The organism is Fuscovulum sp. (assembly GCA_035192965.1).
GTDB lineage: Bacteria > Pseudomonadota > Alphaproteobacteria > Rhodobacterales > Rhodobacteraceae > Paragemmobacter.
The window spans coordinates 4,148,887-4,166,445 of sequence record CP136571.1; the positions used below are offsets into that span (position 1 = coordinate 4,148,887).

The following is a 17,559-nucleotide window of genomic DNA, read 5'->3' on the forward strand; positions in this document are numbered from 1 at the left end:
CCTAGCCCAGAACGCGGCGGGCGCACATCACTGCGCGGGCCAGATGGCTGCGATGGATCGGGTCATCCGGGGCAAGTCGCGGCATGGTCCAACCGACCGAGGCCATGATGCGCGCCATCGTGAAAAGCTCGACCATGTCTACGGCATCGGTCCCATATCCCGCCATCAGCGCATCACGCAGATCATCGCGGGCGGGTTCGTATTGGTTCTGCGAAAGGACGGTGCCCAGATCATAAAGATGAAAGCCGAAACCGCTGTCGTCAAAGTCGATCAGGGACAGGCCCGCTTCTGACAGCAGCACGTTCTCACGTAGCACATCAGCATGGATCAGCCCGCTTTTGCCACCTGCCGCGGCGTGGCGGGGCAGTTCCATGCGCAGGACGTCACGCGCGGCGATCAGCACGGCAGATTGGTCAGGTTGTGCGGCGGGGTGGTCCCAGAAACGGCCCCAGAAGGGCAGCTCGCCAACCAGACCGTCGGCATCCCAGCGCGGGCGGGTGAAGTCGACTGGCAATACAAGACCCTCGCTCGCCTCATGTACCCGGCGCAGAAGCTGCCCCAGCCGGAAATGCCGGTCGATCTGTTCCGCGATGCTGTCGGCAAAGGGTTGGCCCGCCGTGCCCATCGCCACACCATCAAGCCAAGCCACGACGCTGGCGTGGCGGCCAGAGGATAGGGTTTCCAGAACGCGCTTCTGCAAAGACGTGATTGGTCGGGGAACCGGCAAGCCCAAGGTGGCAAGTTCTGCGCACCACCAAAGCTCGGACGCGATGGCCGCTGCACCCTGATATCCCCTGCGATGCAGCCGTAGCGCCGCACGATCACCGCCGGGAAGTGCGATTTCGAAAACGGCATTCTCACGCGCCAGAATCAGGCGCAGCAGACGGGCATCCCAAAGCGCGGCGGCCTCTTCCGCATCTTCACGCATAGGATCAGTCATTCTCGCCGTCAATCTTGCCGCGCAGCGATTTAACCTCGCCCCGCACTGATTTGGCGGCAAGGCGGCGGCGTTGGCTGCCCAGCGTCGGCTTGGTGGCGATCCGCCGCTTTGGGGCGACGAGCGCCTGACGGATCAGATCGGCCAGCCTTTCACGGGCGATTTCACGGTTTCGGGCCTGTGACCTGGTTTCATCGACCTGAATAACAATGGCGCCTTCGGTCGTCCACTTTCGGCCTGCAAGGCGCTTCAGGCGGGTTTTGACCGGGCCGGAAAGCTGCGGGGATCGCTCGGCTTCAAACCGCAATTCGACGGCGGTTGATACCTTGTTCACATTCTGCCCGCCCGGCCCCGAGGCGCGCATGAACTGTTCGGACAGCTCCCAATCGGCGATAGCGATGTCGTCGGTGATGCGAAGCATGGGCGCGGTTTTTGGCTGATGTTTCACAAGAGAAAGGGTCGCCTGCGCGGCGACCCTTTCCGAGATCCAAGGAGATGGGCCAGTTAGGTTTCAAGCCCAATCAGATGGTTTGTCGACTGAAGGGCTGCCTTCAGAAAACACGCCCCCTGACTGTCCCGACACCTCTCTCCAATGTAGCTCTAGACACTGGATCACCTCCTTTCAAATGGGTTGCTAGTAGGGCAAACGTGACACAGATTTTGTGTTTGTCAAAACAAATCACGCTACCCTTGCGCCTATATGGCGGATCGCAAAGCGGAACGGCAACAGGGCGATCAGATCAACGGCAATCTTCACGCACCAGTCCGCAACGCCCAGCGACACCCAGAACGGGACCGAAGTTCCCACCCCCAGAAGCGGCACGGCTTCGGCAGCCCAAGACACATCATTGCCCGGCTCGATGAAGCTGAGCGAGGCCGAGAATGCGATGGTGAAAAAGATCGCCGTGTCGAGCGTGGAGCCTACGAAGGTGGAAATGAACGGCGCCTTCCACCACGCCTGACGGCGAAGGCGATCAAAGATGACGATATCCAGAAGCTGTGCCAGCAGGAAGGCGATGGCCGATCCGATAGCAACGCGCAGGGTGACCAGAGGGCCGAACTCACCCATGATTTGCGTGCCAACAGCAGAGCAGGCAAGGCCTACAACAAAGCCCGCATAGACCACGCGACGCGCGGCAGCCGGGCCTTCGAGGCGGTTCACGATATCCGAGACGAGAAAGGCCAGCGGGTAGGTAAAGGCACCCCAAGTAAGCCAGGTGCCGATAGGATGCTGGACAAGGATGTTAGAGGCCACCACGACGATGGCCATGGCGAGCACGCCATAAAGCGAAATGCGGGTCATGTCTGTTTTTCCGTTTTGACAAGGTCGCGGAGACTTGGCCCCCCGCGCATCGGGGGACGCGCGCCCCCTACGCCCCGGCCATCCCGCTGTCAACAGGGGTGCTATGGCGACCGCGTCAATCGGTCAGCCGATATTCAACGATTTCGGTTGATTGAAAGAAGTTGAAATTGTCATCGGCGAGCAGCGTCAGCCAGATCGCGGCATCCGGACCGCGCCAGACAGAAATGCCTTCCAGATTGTCATGCTGACCGGGCTGGGTTTCCAGATCGGTCCGCTCGTCTGACAGTTCCGTTTCTGACACTGCAAAGCTGCGGACGCGGCTGGAAAACCCGGCCAGACCGTGAAACTCACGCTCCAGCAGGTAAAGGCGCCCATCCGGGCCGAAATCCGCCCCAACGGCAAGATACCCACCATCGCGGCGCAGGCCAAAGGGTTGATCCCATACGCCATCACGATAACGCCAGATGGGGAAGGGACGTTCCAGTTCGCCGGACCGTTCGGGAAGGGTATAGAGTGTCCCGTCCGGGCCGATGGCCAGCGCCTCCAGCGCCGAGTTGCGCTGCATTCGGCCAAATTCGCGCGGGGTGATCAGATTCTGGGCCGGACCGTCGATCGCTTGATATCGCAGGACACGGGCGATGTTTTCAAAAGACACATAGACCGTGCCATCCGCCGCGACGGCCATACCTTCGGAGTCATTGCGACCGGGATCCAGCGGCGCCTCAAACCGGCCGCGCAAAAAGCGCATTGGGCGGGCGTCGACCGCGGTGATGCGCCCCACGTCGTCGCGGGTGATCTGCCCCCGTGTCCAGGCCCCCCGATCCGATAGGGCGATGAAGGACATGCCGTCTTCTGCCAGTTCGATGGCCGACAATCCGCCGAAATTCGGGTCATCCATCCGCCAGGGGAACGCGCCGACCAATCCTGCCGGCAAGGTCTGGCTGGCGCTGCCCTGCAGGCCAAGAACCAGAAACGCCCCCGCCATCAGGGCGAGGTGAGGACGTTTCGGCATTGTCTGGGCAAATCGGCAAGAGTGTAATCGCGTGCGCCACGCTGGCGCGGCGCGGGTTCAGCATTTGGGTCGGGTTTGGGGTTCAGATATTCTTCCGACACCCACCACATCAGCGTGTCATCACAGCCATCGCCACCATTTGAAAGTTCGCTGACCGTGGGGGTCTGCGTTTCGCAGTGCCGCGCGCCACGGGGGCATTTCAGACGGACATGGAAATGCGTGTCATGGCCTTGGATCGGACGGATCTTCTGCAACCATTTGCGATCTGCCCGCGTCGCGGTGCGGCACATCTCGATCTTCACGGCAGCCGCCACAAAGACGCGGTCCACACGCGGGTCCAACGCAGCGGCCCGCATCACGGCCTGATGCCGGGGGGTCCAGTTTTCCGTGATGCTACGCTGATCGGCGGACCGCACGGGGATCGACGAAATCTCTTCCCGCTCGGCGCGGCTTAGGTCAAGGCGACGGGGAGGCAGCATCCAGATATCGGCATCCAGCCCGATCTGGTGGCTGGCATGGCCGCTTGTCATCGGGCCACCGCGTGGCTGGCTGATGTCACCGATGTAAAGGCCAGCCCAACCGATCTGACGTGCGGATTGGCTGAGTTCGACCAAAAAGTCGATCATCACCGGATGGCCCCAGTTGCGGTTGCGCGACAGGCGCATGGCCTGCCATGTCGGCCCGGTTTCGGGCAGTTGGACCAGACCATCCGCACAGCCCTTGGCATAGCTGCCATAGGGCATGGGTCGGCTATCGGATGCAGTGCTGACAGCGCCGAATAACTGGTTCGCCTTGGTTTCCGCCTGCACGGACAGCGCAGCCGAAACGGCAAGAACAAGCACTGTCAAAAGCCTGAAAATCATATCTGTTCGCCCCTTGCGCGTACGAAGAATAGCAGAACAAGGCCGATCAGGAACATCACGATCAGCGGAGAGATGCCGATGCGCTGCGATCCGCTGACCGCGGTTACCAGTGCGATCAGAGCGGGCGAGATGAAGCTGGCCACCTTGCCCGACAAGGCATAAAGTCCGAACGCCTCGGTCGCGCGGTCAGGGGTGGTGTGGCGCACCATCAGCGTGCGGCTCGCCGCCTGTAGCGCACCACCCGCCGCGCCGATCAGCGCACCGCAAGCAAAAAAGATCTGGTCAGACATGCCACCTGCCGGATCCAGTGAGATGCCCCACAGGCTTTCGCGGGTCATGCCGACGATGATGATGCAGACGCAGATCAGCACGACGATGCAGAACGCGATCACCGGTTTCGGACCAAAGCGACGGTCCGCCTTTCCCCCGATCCATGAGGCGATCATGGCTGTGACGGCCCCGACCACGCCAAAGACGCCGATCTGCGTGATCTCCCACCCCAGCACGCCCGAGGCATAGACCCCGCCAAAGCCGTAAAGGGCATTCAGCGCATCGCGATAGAACAGCGATGAGGCGAGGTAAGCCGAAAGGCTGCCCCGATACCGCAAGGATGCCAGCAGATCACGCAGGCTGGAGAAAGCGGCCGACAAGTTCAGCGGGCGGCGTTCGGTATGCGGTTCCTTCACCCAAAGAAAGAACGGGATCATGAAAACCAGATACCAGATCGCCGTGAATGGGCCGACGGCGCGGGTGCCTTCTCGTGCCTCGGGATCCAGCCCGAAAAGCGGATCAATCCCGATCAGGGTTTTTCCTGTCGCACTGTTTTCGGCAAACAATGCCAGCATGATCGCCAAGGCCAGCACGCCACCCAGATAGCCAAAGGCAAAACCACTTCCGCTGACAGCGCCAAGATCGTCATGGTCACCCAGACTGGGCATCAGGGCGTTGGTGAAGATGGTGGCAAACTCCATCCCGATGAAGCCAAGGCCAAAGAACAGCACCGCCCAGAACAGGTTGTCGCCGCCCGGCGCGATGTACCACAGCGCGTAAGAGCCAAAGATGTAGAAGGCGGAAAAGAACCAGACCCAGATCAGCCGACGACCCGTACTGTCGGCAATCGCACCCAAGAGCGGAGCGATGATCGCCACGACAACGGACGCGATGGCAAGCCCGGCACCCCAATAGGCCTGTGCGGCGGCACCCGCGGCCTCGGCATCCAGGCCCTCGCCCATGTAATAGCCACGGGCGATTTCGGCAAAATAGGGGCCGAAGATGAAGGTCAGCAACAGTGTGTTATAGGGCTGGCTGGCCCAATCGAAAAAGAACCAACCCCAGATGCGCCGTTTCGCGCTGACTGCCGTTGCCATCCCTGCCCCCTGCCCTGCGGTCTTTGCGCAGAGTCAATCGTGAAATGGCCCGTCACGCAAGCCAAGCCTTTGCATGGCCGTGGGATAAATCAGCGATTTGGGGGCCAGGGCCGGGTAGCTTCGGCTGTGATCCAGGCTTGCACAAACGCGGGCAAGGGTGGGCTTTCGGTGGGCTGGCCCAGCGCGGCAAGCACGCGTTCGGGTGCGATGATCCCATCGGGCGATGTGATGGCCGACCGCAAAATCATGTGGCTGGTGCAGTCATCACCCTTCCACATCGACTGTTCCAGATAAAGAAAGCGATGATCCCAGCCGACACAGCGGCTGTGCATCGTGACCACATCAAAGGCGCGGATGCGGCGACGATAGCGGACAGTGTTTCCCGCCACCGTCAGGCCCCAGCGATTTGCCTGCAGAACAGCTTTCAATCCGGTCCTGATCCCAAGCGGAATGCGCCCAAGGTCATAGATCGTGAGCGTGCGGCCATTGTTCAGTTCGACCCAGGGGTCAAGATCCCATGGCCAGCAACGATGCGTGCTGACATGGGTGCCCAGCAGCGGCAACTGCGGCGCGTTGCGGAACTTCCACAACTCTTTTGCCATGCGGAAGAAAGGATACATGGGTCACTCTCCTGTCTTGGCCCCGGTTGCCCCGTGCAACAGCCAAGGTCAACCCACAACGCTGCGGAAGGCCGTTGCCCTTTTGCGATCCAGCCGCTACCTCTGCACACAACCCATAGTATGCGGAGGCCCCGGAATGACCTCGATCCTGCAAATTCTGCTTCTGATCCTGGATATCGCCCAATGGATCATCCTGGCCCATATCATCATGAGCTGGCTGATCAATTTTCAGGTGCTTAACCTGCGCCAGCCGATTGTGGCCCAGATTTGGGATGGTTTGAACCGCATCCTGGAGCCGATCTATTCCCGCGTCCGGTCGGTTCTGCCGCAGATGGGCGGGCTGGATCTTGCGCCGCTGGTTGTGCTGATTGGGGTTTATGCGCTGCGGATCATCCTGATCAACAACGCCTCGGCCTTCGTCTGATCTTGATATTGCGTAAACCGCGCGCGGGCGATCCTTGGCCCGCCGCTTGATGATTCCGGGCCCATGACTGAACCGCAGACGCTTCTTCAATCGATCTTTGGCTTTCCGGGCTTTCGCCCCGGCCAAGAAGAGATTGTGGATGCCGTTCTCGCCGGGCGGAACACGTTGGCGATCATGCCCACGGGTGGCGGCAAGTCGCTGTGCTTTCAACTGCCCGCCCTGTGCCGTGACGGGGTTACGGTCGTGATCTCCCCCTTGATCGCGCTGATGCGGGATCAGGTCCGGTCCCTGCGCGAAGCGGGGGTTGAAGCGGGGGCCCTGACATCCGGAAATACCGAGTCCGAGACGGAAGAGGTTTTCGCCGCGCTGGATGAAGGCCGGCTGAAACTTTTGTACATGGCGCCGGAACGCTTAGCCTCTGCCGCCACCCTGCCGATGCTACGGCGGATCAAAACCACCCTGATCGCCGTGGATGAAGCGCATTGCGTAAGCCAGTGGGGCCATGACTTCCGCCCTGATTACCTGCGCATCGGCGAGTTGCGGCGCAGTCTGGGAGTACCGTTGGCTGCATTCACAGCCACCGCAGATGAGGAAACGCGGGCCGAAATTGTGACGCGCCTCTTCGACGGAATGATGCCGGAAACCTTTCTGCGCGGTTTCGACAGGCCCAACATCCACCTTGCCTTTGCGGTAAAGGACAATCCTCGTACGCAAGTGTTGCGTTTTGCCGCTGCGCGAAAGGGGCAATCGGGGATTGTCTACTGCGCCACGCGGGCCAAGACCGAAACGCTGGCACAGGCCCTGCGCGAAGAGGGGCATGCCGCTTGCTTCTATCACGGTGGGATGGACCCGGACGAGCGCCGACAGGTCGAGATGCGCTTTCAGCGCGAGGATGGGCTGATTGTGGTCGCGACCGTGGCCTTCGGGATGGGGATCGACAAACCCGATATCCGCTGGGTCGCCCATGCCGACCTGCCCAAGTCGATCGAGGGGTATTATCAGGAGATTGGTCGCGCAGGCCGCGATGGCGCGGCGGCGGAAACCATGACGCTATATGGCCCGGACGACATTCGCCTGCGCCGCAGCCAGATTGACGAAGGCCTTGCCCCACCCGACCGCAAGGCCGCCGATCACGCGCGGCTGAATGCGCTGCTGGGGTTGGCCGAGGCGATGAAATGCCGCCGTCAGGTTCTGCTGGGCTATTTTGGCGAAACTGCCGCGCCCTGCGGCAATTGCGATCTCTGCGACCGCCCGGCCGACCTATTCGACGCGACTGAGGCGGTGCGAAAGGCCTTGTCGGCCATCCTTCGGACGGGGGAATGGTTCGGCGCAGGGCATCTGATCGACATCCTGACCGGCAGCGCGACGGAAAAGGTTCGCGAACGCGGGCATGACAAGTTGCCGACCTTTGCCGTCGGGCGCGATCTGACCAAGGCCGCATGGGGAGCGGTGTTCCGGCAAATGATGGGCCGCGATCTGGTGCGCCCGGATACGGAACGCCATGGCGCGCTGCGGATGACCGATGCCGCGCGGCCGATCTTGCGGGGGGAGGAAAGCATCACCCTGCGCCGGGATACCATCACCTCGGCTCAGCCACGGGTGGCCGTGCGGGCGCTGGTGGCCGATGAGGATGCGCCGCTTCTGTCGGCCCTGAAGGCCAAGCGCCGTGCGCTGGCCGAGGCGGCGGGCGTGCCTGCCTATGTGATCTTTCCAGACCGCACCCTGATCGAGATGGCCGAAAAACGCCCTGCCGATCTGGATGGGATGGCCGGGATCACCGGGGTGGGGGCGAAAAAGCTGGAAAGCTATGGTGCCGCCTTCCTAGAGGTGATCAACGGCGCAGCTGAAATTCTGCACCCGCAACGGATGCGGCTTGCCGGGCGGCCTGCCGGGCAAGTATTCGACCGACTGGCCGACGCGCAACTGGCGCTGTCGCGGGGCGAAGATGGGACGGGGAAGTTTCTGTCCGTGACACACTCCACCCTTCGGTTGATCGCCGAACGGCGACCTGCCAGCCTATCCGATCTGGAACGGATTCAAGGCATGGGTGAGCAGAAGGTTGAACGGTTCGGGCAGGCGTTTCTGGATGTCTTGCGCGAGGCGTGAGCAAAACTAGATGGTTCGGTAAAGGAGCCTGCAATGTTGACCGTGATTTCCCCCGCGAAACGGCTGGATGAAGAACCCCGCGCCCTGCCTGCGGGTCTGGAGCCCACACAGCCTGTCTTTGCCGCCGATGCCGCAAAGCTGGCGCGGATCGCGCGCGGGCTGAGCGTGGCCGATCTGCGCAAGCTGATGGCGATTTCCGAACCGCTGGCCAAACTGAACGCGGAACGGTTCGCTGCCTTTTCGGCCAAACCCGATACCGCGGCGGTGAAGCCTGCGGCGTTTTGCTTTGACGGGGATACCTATGCCGGACTGGAAGCGCGGTCGCTGGATGCAGATGCGCTGCGCTGGGCACAGGATCGGTTGCGGATCCTGTCTGGCCTTTACGGTCTGCTGCGCCCGCTGGATTTGATACAGCCCTACCGGTTGGAAATGGGCAGCAAGCTGGCAAACCCCAAAGGCGCCGATCTTTACGCCTGGTGGGGCAACCGGATCGCGCGGGCGCTGAACGCCGCAGCGGCCGAAGCGGGAACGGATATTCTTGTGAACTGTGCCTCGCAGGAATACTTTGGGGCGGTGGACGCCAAGGCGTTGAAAATTCGGGTAATCACGCCTGTCTTCCTGGAAGGGCGTGGGGCAGAGGCAAAGGTGATTTCCTTCTTTGCCAAAAAGGCCCGGGGCGCGATGGCGCGGTTCATCGCTGAACATCGACTGACCAATGCCGATGATCTGCGCGGATTTGACACCGGCGGTTATGCCTTTGCGCCGGACCGGTCTACGGTCGACCGGATGGTGTTTCTGCGCGATCAGGTGGCAGAGGTCGCCGCCTGAAACACCGGTCAGGCTGCGGTGCTTTGTGCAGCGACAGGGCCAAGCACGGCATCAGGCGGGCAGAAATGCAAAAGCACCTCCACCAGCGCGGATTTGCGCAATGGTTTGGTCAGGTGGCGGTCAATCCCGGCGGCAAGAAACCGAACGCTGTCATCTTCCATCGCATGCGCAGTCAGGGCGATGATCGGCACCCTGGCGCGCCCGCTCTCGATGCTGCGAATTTCGCTTGATGCGGCGCAGCCGTCCAGTTCGGGCATAGAGATATCCATGAAGATCAGGTCAGGATGGAAGTCCTGCCAGACATCCACTGCCTGACGGCCATTGTCGGCAAAGCGCAGATCAAGATCCAGGTCGCGCACCATCTTGGCAAGGACAAGCTGGTTGGTCTTATTGTCTTCGGCGGCCAGCACGCGCATGCGGCGGGTTGCTGGCGATGCGGTTGCCGCAAGCGGGATCGTGCTGCCCGTCTGCCGCGTCAGGGCGCGGTACAGATCGGCCCGCAGTACAGGTTTGACAAGGATTTCGTGCAGGATACCCGCCTGCCTTGCGGCCTCGGCCTCGGGCAGGTGGTCGGGCGTGACCATCAGGATCCGCGGCTGTGCCGCGCCCCTATGCGCAAGGGCCCGACACAGGGCAAGGCCGTCCAGACTGTCCGCTCCGTGATCCACGAGGATGGCGGCATCCACACCGGACAGGGCACGATCCAGCGCCTCATCCCCGCTGCGGCAGGCGGTCAGGTCTATGCCGAACGGGGACAGTTGGCGTTCAATGATCGTACGGTTGGTCGGATTTCCGGCACAAAGCAGCAGGCGGCGCAGGCTGGTGGGCACTCGGGCCGGAAGCGCCTCTTCCGCCACGGGCAAGGTCAGCGCAAAACCGAAACAGGACCCGCTGCCCGGTTCGCTTTCCACCCACATCTCCCCTTCCATCCGCGTGATCAAGCGGCGGGTGATGGCAAGGCCCAGCCCGGTGCCTTCGTACCGGCGGTTGGCGGCATCATCGACCTGGGTGAATTCGTCAAAGATGCGTTCCAACTGTTCGGTTGCAATGCCGATGCCGGTATCTTCCACCGTGACGTGCAGCCGGGCCGTGCCATCAAAAGGCTGAATCCCAACGACACGTACAAGGACATGACCCGTTTGGGTGAACTTCACCGCATTGCCCATCAGATTGGTCAGCACCTGCCGCAACCTGCCCGGATCGCCCACAAGCCGGGTTGGCAGGAACATGTCATAATCCGTCAGCAGTTCGATCCCCTTCGCGCGGGCCTGCGGCTGCAATAGGATGGCCGTTTCGTGGATCAAACGCTCAAGATCAAAGGGTTCCGGGCGCAATGCCAGATGACCGGCCTCGATCTTGGAATAGTCCAGAATGTCGTTGATGATCGTCAGCAGCGCCTCGCCTGAGGAACGGATGGTTTCGGCAAACAGGCGCTGTTCTTCGGTCAGGTCGGTGCCGCACAGCAGTTCGGCCATGCCGACGACGCCGTTCATGGGCGTGCGGATTTCATGGCTCATGTTGGCAAGGAAGGCGGATTTGGCGCGGTTTGCAGCCTCGGCCGCGGCGCGGGCAGCAAGCAGGGTTTCCTGTGCACCGCGTTCGGGGGTGATGTCGCTGCGCAAACCGACACGGCCGCCATCGGGGGTGATGTGATCCTGCGCACGGATCCAGCGGCCATCGGTAAAGCGCTGCTCCACCGCGCCCGACGCAGCGCGATACTCCGCCAGTCGTTCCGTGATCCACGCTTCTTCCCGACCAAGGGCATCGGCATGCAGGCCGTTGCCAAGGCTTGAACGAAGCAGGTCTTCGAACCGTATTCCCGGGCGGATCAGTTCATGTGACAGCGCATACAGATCACGGTAGCGCTGATTGCACATGATCAGGCGATCCTGGCTGTCAAAGATCACGAATCCATCGGGGATCGCCTCAACCGCCGCGCGCAGGCGCATTTCGGCTGTAATGTCGATAGCCAGGCAGACGCGGTCACCGTCGCGGGCGCGCCGATCCTCAAGCCGGATCCAGCGGCCCGATTGAAGGGAAAGTTCCACGGGCGGGATGTCATCCCCGGCGATGCGGTCACACATCGCGTCGATCCAGAGGTCAACCTCCTGATCCAGCCGCAACAGCGGCGCGACGGTGGCCAGCAGGTCACGATAGGCCATGCCGGGCGAGATGGCACCTTCTGCAAAAGGATGCATCCAGGCGCGGTTCGCCAAAAGAAGCCGGTTCTCCGCATCAAAGACGGCGAAGCCGTCGCGAATGATGTCGATCGAAGTGCGAAGGCGGCGCTCGGCCATGACGGCCGTGGTGTGGGCGCGATCCAGATCGCCGACATAGCGTTCGTTCTGCCCCTTCAATCGTGCGGCCTCAGACCGGGCGGCACGGGCAGATTGGCGTTCTTCGACCACGAGGTCTGAAAGCGCGCGCGCCTGCAAGGCCAGCTTTTCATTGGCCGCGGCGAGTTCGCGGCTTTTCCATTCCAGATGCCGCTCCGCCGCCATACGGGCGCGGCGTTCCTGAGCCAGTCTTTCTGCCGATGTCATGGCCTATGCGATTCCCTGCTGGTCCTTTGGCCAGCATCTGCGAGGTCGGTAAACCAGCGGTAAACGGCGGTGGAAACCGGACGACTCATTGCCAGCCGGTAGGTGGACATGCCAGCATCGGACGCGTTCCAGCCAACCACGGTGCCGTCATGCGTATCCATGCCCTTCTGATTTCCGCCCTTCTGTCATTTTCCAGCATCCCCGCCTTGGCACAGGACCTTGTGCCATCGAAACGGCTGGTTCTGTCGCAGGACATGGACCTGCCGGGAGGCGATTTCGCATCAGCCTTTGACACCACGCTAGAGGCCTGCGAACGGGCCTGTCTGGCCAATACAAGCTGCGAGGCGTTTACTTTCAACGGGCGGAACGGAAGCTGTTTTCTGAAGGCCGGGCCGGGCGAAGGCGCGCCTTATGCCGGGGCGATTTCGGCCTATGTGCTGCGTGCCGCCGATGGTGCGGCTGATCGGGCAAGGCTGCGGCGTGGCGAGATCGGCTTTGTGCAGGATTGGGAACTGTCTTCGGTAACCCAGCAGGCGGCAGGTCTTGCGGGCGATCACATGACCGGCGACTGGACCGCGCCTGATCTGATGGCGGCGGCTATGGATGCCGAGATGTCGGGGGATTTCGACACCGCGTCGCGCTATGTCGGCGCGGCGATCAACTTGACGGATGCGGCGGGGGATTGGGCGGAATATGCCCGGCTGTTGCTGGCGGCGGGCGAGTCCGAGGGCCCTGATCAACGCAGTTATCGCGAGCGGTCCTATTTTGCTGCTGTGAATGCCTATTTGCGCGCCGAAAGCGCGCCAGAGCGCCACACAATCCTTGTCTATATGGGGCAGGCTCTGGAACGGCTTGATCGCGGCAGCGATACGGTGCGCGCGCTGCGGTTGGCGCAATCCCTGCAATCACGGGATGATACGGCGGTTTATCTGGCCGATGCTGCTGGAAAGTACGGCTTTCGCATCGTCGAAAACCGGGTGGAATCCGACAGTGCCCGCCCGCGCCTTTGCGCGACTTTTTCCGAGGATCTGGCAGGCAAAGGCGTGGATTACGCCAGTTTCGTGCAACTGGATGATCCCGGCCTGACAGTCAGCGCGCAATTCCGCGATATCTGCGTTGAAGGGCTGACCCATGGTCAGCGCGCGACGGTGACCTTCCGGGAAGGCCTGCCTGCGGCGGATGGGCAGGTTCTGGGCGCGTCGGTCGACATCACCTCCTATATCCGGGATCGCAATCCCGGCGTGCGTTTTCCGGGGCGGGCCTATGTCCTGCCCAAGGCAGGCGGGGCGGCGCTGCCGGTTGAAACGGTGAATACTGAAGCACTAGATCTGACACTGTATCGCGTAACCGACCGCAACCTGATCCGTGCGTTCCAGAACGGCTATCTGTCATCCCCGATGGCGGAATGGCAGGAAGCCGATTTCAGCACACAGACAGGAACCGAAGTCTGGAAAGGCAGCGCGACGGTGGGGATGGAGGTCAACCGCGATGTGACCACCCGCCTGCCGATGGAAGAGGCCTTGGCGGGGCAACCGGCGGGCGTTTACGCGCTGCGCGCGTCCGTTCCGGGGGAACAGCCGTGGGAGGTGCCGGCCGGATGGCAGTGGTTCACGGTTTCCGATCTGGGGATCACCACTTTGTCCGGGGTGGACGGCCTGCATGTCTTTGTGCGCGGCCTTGGCACTGCCGCGGCGAAGGCGGGCGTGACGGTCGATCTGCTGTCGAACGGGAATGAGGTTCTAGACAGCGCCACGACGGATGATCAGGGCTATGCCCGCTTTGACGCCGGGTTGGCGCGCGGTGTCGGCGGGGCTGCGCCTGCGCTGGTGATCGCACGTGAGGGCGACGCCGACATTGCCTTTCTGTCGCTGAACGACCCGGAGTTCGATCTGTCCGATCGCGGGGTGGAGGGACGCGAGGCTGCACCGCCGGTGGATGTGTTTCTGACCACTGATCGCGGTGCCTATCGTGCCGGAGAGACCGTCTATGCCACGGCCCTGACCCGCGACAGCGGGGCGGCGGCGATTGAAGGGCTTCCCCTGACCGCCGTGGTCAAGCGCCCCGATGGGGTGGAACATGCGCGGATGTCGGTCAATGACTGGGGCGGTGGCTATGTGTTCAGCCAGCAAATCCTGGGATCTGCTCCGCGTGGCGTGTGGCGTCTGGAGGTGCTGGCCGATGTGGACGCCCCGCCCTTGGCCAAGACGACCTTTCTGGTCGAGGATTTCCTGCCGGAACGGATTGATTTTGATGTGACAGTGCCAGATGCCCTGCGTACGGGCGAAGTGGCCGAGATGAACGTCGCTGCGCGCTACTTGTTCGGCGCGCCGGGGGCAGATCTGGCCATTGAGGGCGAGGTATCCGTGCGCGCGGCTGACAGCCTTGCTGGCTGGGATGGCTACCTCTTTGGCCGCCATGACGAGCCTTTCAATGGCGCGATGCAAAGCCTTGATCCCGCCCGCACCGATGCGGCTGGGCTGGCGGCGGTGGCTGTGGTGCTGCCCGATGTGGGCGACGCGGGCCGCCCGTTGGAGGCGCGGATCGCGTTGCGCGTGGCCGAAGGATCAGGTCGCCCGGTAGAGCGGGTGACCACGGTGCCGCTGGCCCCCGCAACCGCGATGATCGGCGTGAAGCCGATGTTCGATGGCGTGGTGGCCGAGAATGGCGAGGCTCGCTTTTCACTGGCGGGTATTGGGCCGGATGGCAAAGCCACGGCAATAACCTCGCGCTGGGAACTGGTGCGGGTCGAGACGACCTATCAATGGTATCAAAGCTTTGGCAACTGGATGTGGGAACCCGTCACGCGGCGGGAAAGGGTGGCCGAGGGCGAGGTGGCACTGGATACGCCGACCGAAATCGCGGTGCCAGTGAAATGGGGTGAATATGAGCTTGCGGTGACGCAGACGGATGGCACGGCGGCGACAACGGTTCCCTTTGCTGCGGGATGGTTTGCGGCAGCGGATGCCGCATCTACACCCGATACGCTGGAGCTTTCGCTGGACAAAGCCGCCTATGCGGCGGGCGATACCGCCAAGCTGCGGCTGGTGCCGCGCTTTGCGGGCAAGGCGGTGGTGATGGTGCTGTCCAACCGTCTCGTCGCCATGCAGGCAGTGGATGTGGTGGAGGGCGAGAATGTCATCGATCTGCCGGTCACCGATGATTGGGGTGCGGGCGTCTATGTAACGGCATCCGTCCTGCGGCCTATGGACGTTGCGGCGGGGCGCAATCCGGCGCGGGCACTGGGGTTGGCACATGCGGGCGTTGATCCGGGGGCGCGGGCGCTTTCGGCTATTGTAGAAGTGGCAACAGAAGCCGATCCACGCGGGGTGCTGCCCGTTGCGGTGAAGGTGGACGGCGTTGTGGCCGGGGAGAAGGCCTATGTCACCATCGCGGCGGTCGATCAGGGAATCCTGAACCTGACCGCCTTCACGCCGCCCGATCCGCAGGTGCATTACTTTGGCCAGCGCAAGCTGGGCGTGGGTATCCGCGACATTTATGGTCGGCTGATTGACGGGCTGAACGGGGCCGAAGGAACCGTCAGGTCGGGCGGTGATGCAGGCGCACAGGCACGGCTGCAAGCGCCGCCGCCGACAGAGGAACTGGTCGCCTATTTCACCGGGCCGGTAGAAGTGGGGGCTGATGGCTATGCCCGGACGGAATTCACCCTGCCCGCCTTCAACGGCAGCGTGAAGGTGATGGCGGTGGTCTGGTCGAAAACCGGGGTGGGGCAAGCCAGTGCCGATGTGCTGGTGCGCGATCCGGTGATGGTGACGGCATCCCTGCCGCGCTTCATGTCGCCAGGGGATGACAGCCGGGTGCTGCTGGAGATTGTCCATGCGACGGGGCCTTTCGGCACAATGGGGCTGGCAGTTTCCGGCAACGGCGTGACGCTGGGTGATGTTCCCGCAACGATTGATCTGGCCGAGAAGGGCAAGCAGATCATCGCCGTGCCGGTCACGGCGGGGGCGGAAGGCGTGCAGGAGATTGCCGTCAACTTGACCACACCGGACGGAAAGGTGCTGACCAAGACGCTCGCCCTGCCCGTGCAACGGGGCGACCCCGAGGTGGTAAAGGTGTCGCGCTTTGATCTGGCAGCCGGGCAGGTCTTCAGCTTTGATGATGCCGTGCTGGCGGGCTATGCGCCCGGCGCGCGTGCGACGCTGGCTATCGGGCCTGTGGCGCGGCTAAACGCGCCGGGGATATTGGCGGCGCTGGACCGCTATCCCTATGGCTGCACGGAACAGATGACATCGAAAGCGATGCCGCTTCTGTATTTCGATCAGGTCGCGCAAGCGATGGACCTGCCATGGTCGGATGATGTGCGGGGCCGTGTGCAGGAAGCGGTGGCTGAGATCCTGACCAATCAGGGCAGCGAAGGAGGATTTGGCCTGTGGGGGCCGGGATCGGGTGACCTGTGGCTGGATGCCTTTGTGACCGACTTCCTGTCACGCGCCAAGGCGCGCGGCTTTGATGTGCCGGATCGGGCGATGCGGATGGCGCTGGACAACCTGCGCAATCAGGTGAACTTCGCGCCCGATTTCGACCTTGGCGGTGAGGCGCTGGCTTATTCCCTGATGGTGCTGGCACGCGAAGGCGCAGCGGCGATTGGTGACCTGCGCTATTATGCCGATGTGAAGGGCGATGCCTTTGCTACGCCCACAGCCATGGCACAGCTCGGCGCGGCGCTTGCGGCTTACGGCGAACAGGCGCGGGCGGATGCGATGTTCGCGCGGGCGGGCACCCTGTTGCAGGCAACAACAGTCGAGACGGAACAGCTGTTCCGCGCCGATTACGGCACCACCTACCGCGATGCAGCGGCGGTGCTGACACTGGCGGTGGAGGCTGGGTCGAATGCCGTGGATCGTGAGGCGCTGACAAACCGGATCGCAACTTCGGGGCCATTGTCGACACAGGAAAGCACATGGGCGCTGCTGGCGGCCAATGCGCTGATCGACGCGCCCGATGCAGGGGGTGTGACCATCGACGGCCAGCCTGCCGCTGGGCCGCTTGTGCAAATGCGGATGCTTGGGGCGGCCCCGGTGGCGGTCGCCAATGGCGGGTCGGATACGACGTTGACTGTCACCACCTTTGGCGTGCCTGAGGTTGCGGAACCCGCGTCGGGCAACGGCTATGCAATTGCGCGGCGCTATCTGGCGATGGATGGCAGCGCGATTGACCCCGGCTCGGTGCCCACCGGAACGCGAATGATCGCGGTGCTGGAGGTGACGCCCTTCGCCCGTGGCGAAGCGCGGCTGATGGTGAACGATCCCCTGCCCGCCGGGTTCGAGATCGACAACCCCAACCTGATGACCGGCGGCACCCTGCCCGCGCTGGAGGGATTGGACGTGTTGGATGTCGTGGCCCATGCGGAATATCGGCAAGACCGTTTCCTTGCCGCTGTGGACCGGATGGACAATCAACCCTTCCGGCTGGCCTATATCGTGCGGGCGGTATCGCCGGGTTCGTTCCACCATCCTGCGCCGTCGGTCGAGGACATGTATCGCCCCGATTTCCGCGCGGTGGGCGAAACGGGCCGGGTCGTCGTGACGGAGTGAC

Annotated in this window: 12 protein-coding genes; 4 read left to right on the forward strand and 8 right to left on the reverse strand. The window is 62.8% G+C overall.

Annotated elements, in window-relative coordinates; translation table 11 throughout:
* Position 1: 1 nt before the first annotated feature.
* From RSE12_20420 to RSE12_20450, 7 genes are all read right to left on the reverse strand, one after another.
* Complete coding sequence (locus RSE12_20420) at positions 2 to 940, reverse strand: phosphotransferase (GenBank protein ID WRH62688.1); 939 nt, start codon at positions 938 to 940, stop codon at positions 2 to 4.
* Positions 933 to 1,358, reverse strand: coding sequence for an alternative ribosome rescue aminoacyl-tRNA hydrolase ArfB (gene arfB / locus RSE12_20425; protein WRH62689.1), 426 nt, complete (start codon positions 1,356 to 1,358; stop codon positions 933 to 935). The genes RSE12_20420 and arfB overlap by 8 nt, the downstream gene beginning before the upstream one ends.
* Positions 1,359 to 1,616: 258 nt before the next feature.
* Positions 1,617 to 2,240, reverse strand: coding sequence for a queuosine precursor transporter (locus tag RSE12_20430; GenBank protein WRH62690.1), 624 nt, complete (start codon positions 2,238 to 2,240; stop codon positions 1,617 to 1,619).
* A 115-nt stretch (positions 2,241 to 2,355) separates the two neighbouring features.
* On the reverse strand, positions 2,356 to 3,252 hold the full coding sequence (locus tag RSE12_20435) for an esterase-like activity of phytase family protein (protein WRH62691.1): 897 nt from the start codon (positions 3,250 to 3,252) through the stop codon (positions 2,356 to 2,358).
* On the reverse strand, positions 3,225 to 4,112 hold the full coding sequence (gene mepA, locus RSE12_20440) for a penicillin-insensitive murein endopeptidase (protein ID WRH64886.1): 888 nt from the start codon (positions 4,110 to 4,112) through the stop codon (positions 3,225 to 3,227). Before mepA ends, RSE12_20435 begins: the two co-directional genes overlap by 28 nt.
* Positions 4,112 to 5,482, reverse strand: coding sequence for an MFS transporter (locus RSE12_20445; GenBank protein WRH62692.1), 1,371 nt, complete (start codon positions 5,480 to 5,482; stop codon positions 4,112 to 4,114). Before RSE12_20445 ends, mepA begins: the two co-directional genes overlap by 1 nt.
* A gap of 89 nt (positions 5,483 to 5,571) precedes the next feature.
* On the reverse strand, positions 5,572 to 6,102 hold the full coding sequence (locus tag RSE12_20450) for an acyl-CoA thioesterase (GenBank protein WRH62693.1): 531 nt from the start codon (positions 6,100 to 6,102) through the stop codon (positions 5,572 to 5,574).
* A gap of 136 nt (positions 6,103 to 6,238) precedes the next feature.
* Here RSE12_20450 and RSE12_20455 point away from each other — a divergent pair, with 136 nt between their 5' ends.
* The 3 genes from RSE12_20455 (at position 6,239) to yaaA (ending at position 9,460) form a co-directional block, all read left to right on the forward strand.
* A complete protein-coding gene (locus RSE12_20455) occupies positions 6,239 to 6,526 on the forward strand; it encodes a YggT family protein (GenBank protein WRH62694.1) in 288 nt (95 codons plus the stop codon).
* A gap of 63 nt (positions 6,527 to 6,589) precedes the next feature.
* Complete coding sequence (gene recQ, locus RSE12_20460) at positions 6,590 to 8,632, forward strand: DNA helicase RecQ (protein WRH62695.1); 2,043 nt, start codon at positions 6,590 to 6,592, stop codon at positions 8,630 to 8,632.
* A gap of 33 nt (positions 8,633 to 8,665) precedes the next feature.
* The gene (yaaA, locus tag RSE12_20465; GenBank protein ID WRH62696.1) at positions 8,666 to 9,460 is read left to right on the forward strand and encodes a peroxide stress protein YaaA; all 795 of its coding nucleotides are present in this window, start codon (positions 8,666 to 8,668) and stop codon (positions 9,458 to 9,460) included.
* Between the two features lie 8 nt (positions 9,461 to 9,468).
* On the opposite strand, the gene RSE12_20470 is transcribed toward yaaA, so the two are convergent.
* Positions 9,469 to 12,003, reverse strand: a complete 2,535-nt coding sequence (locus tag RSE12_20470) for a PAS-domain containing protein (protein ID WRH62697.1) — start codon at positions 12,001 to 12,003, stop codon at positions 9,469 to 9,471.
* 149 nt (positions 12,004 to 12,152) lie between these two features.
* Here RSE12_20470 and RSE12_20475 point away from each other — a divergent pair, with 149 nt between their 5' ends.
* On the forward strand, positions 12,153 to 17,558 hold the full coding sequence (locus tag RSE12_20475; GenBank protein WRH62698.1) for an alpha-2-macroglobulin family protein: 5,406 nt from the start codon (positions 12,153 to 12,155) through the stop codon (positions 17,556 to 17,558).
* Position 17,559: the final 1 nt, after the last annotated feature.

What these genes read in the sequence shown, in the direction of transcription:
- RSE12_20420 (WRH62688.1), bottom strand. Translation starts at nt 940, where the DNA reads ATGACTGATCCTATGCGTGAAGATGCGGAAGAGGCCGCCGCGCTTTGG.
- arfB (WRH62689.1), bottom strand. Translation starts at nt 1,358, where the DNA reads ATGCTTCGCATCACCGACGACATCGCTATCGCCGATTGGGAGCTGTCC.
- RSE12_20455 (WRH62694.1), top strand. Translation starts at nt 6,239, where the DNA reads ATGACCTCGATCCTGCAAATTCTGCTTCTGATCCTGGATATCGCCCAA.
- RSE12_20470 (WRH62697.1), bottom strand. Translation starts at nt 12,003, where the DNA reads ATGACATCGGCAGAAAGACTGGCTCAGGAACGCCGCGCCCGTATGGCG.
- RSE12_20450 (WRH62693.1), bottom strand. Translation starts at nt 6,102, where the DNA reads ATGTATCCTTTCTTCCGCATGGCAAAAGAGTTGTGGAAGTTCCGCAAC.
- RSE12_20445 (WRH62692.1), bottom strand. Translation starts at nt 5,482, where the DNA reads ATGGCAACGGCAGTCAGCGCGAAACGGCGCATCTGGGGTTGGTTCTTT.
- RSE12_20430 (WRH62690.1), bottom strand. Translation starts at nt 2,240, where the DNA reads ATGACCCGCATTTCGCTTTATGGCGTGCTCGCCATGGCCATCGTCGTG.
- yaaA (WRH62696.1), top strand. Translation starts at nt 8,666, where the DNA reads ATGTTGACCGTGATTTCCCCCGCGAAACGGCTGGATGAAGAACCCCGC.
- RSE12_20475 (WRH62698.1), top strand. Translation starts at nt 12,153, where the DNA reads ATGCGTATCCATGCCCTTCTGATTTCCGCCCTTCTGTCATTTTCCAGC.
- recQ (WRH62695.1), top strand. Translation starts at nt 6,590, where the DNA reads ATGACTGAACCGCAGACGCTTCTTCAATCGATCTTTGGCTTTCCGGGC.
- RSE12_20435 (WRH62691.1), bottom strand. Translation starts at nt 3,252, where the DNA reads ATGCCGAAACGTCCTCACCTCGCCCTGATGGCGGGGGCGTTTCTGGTT.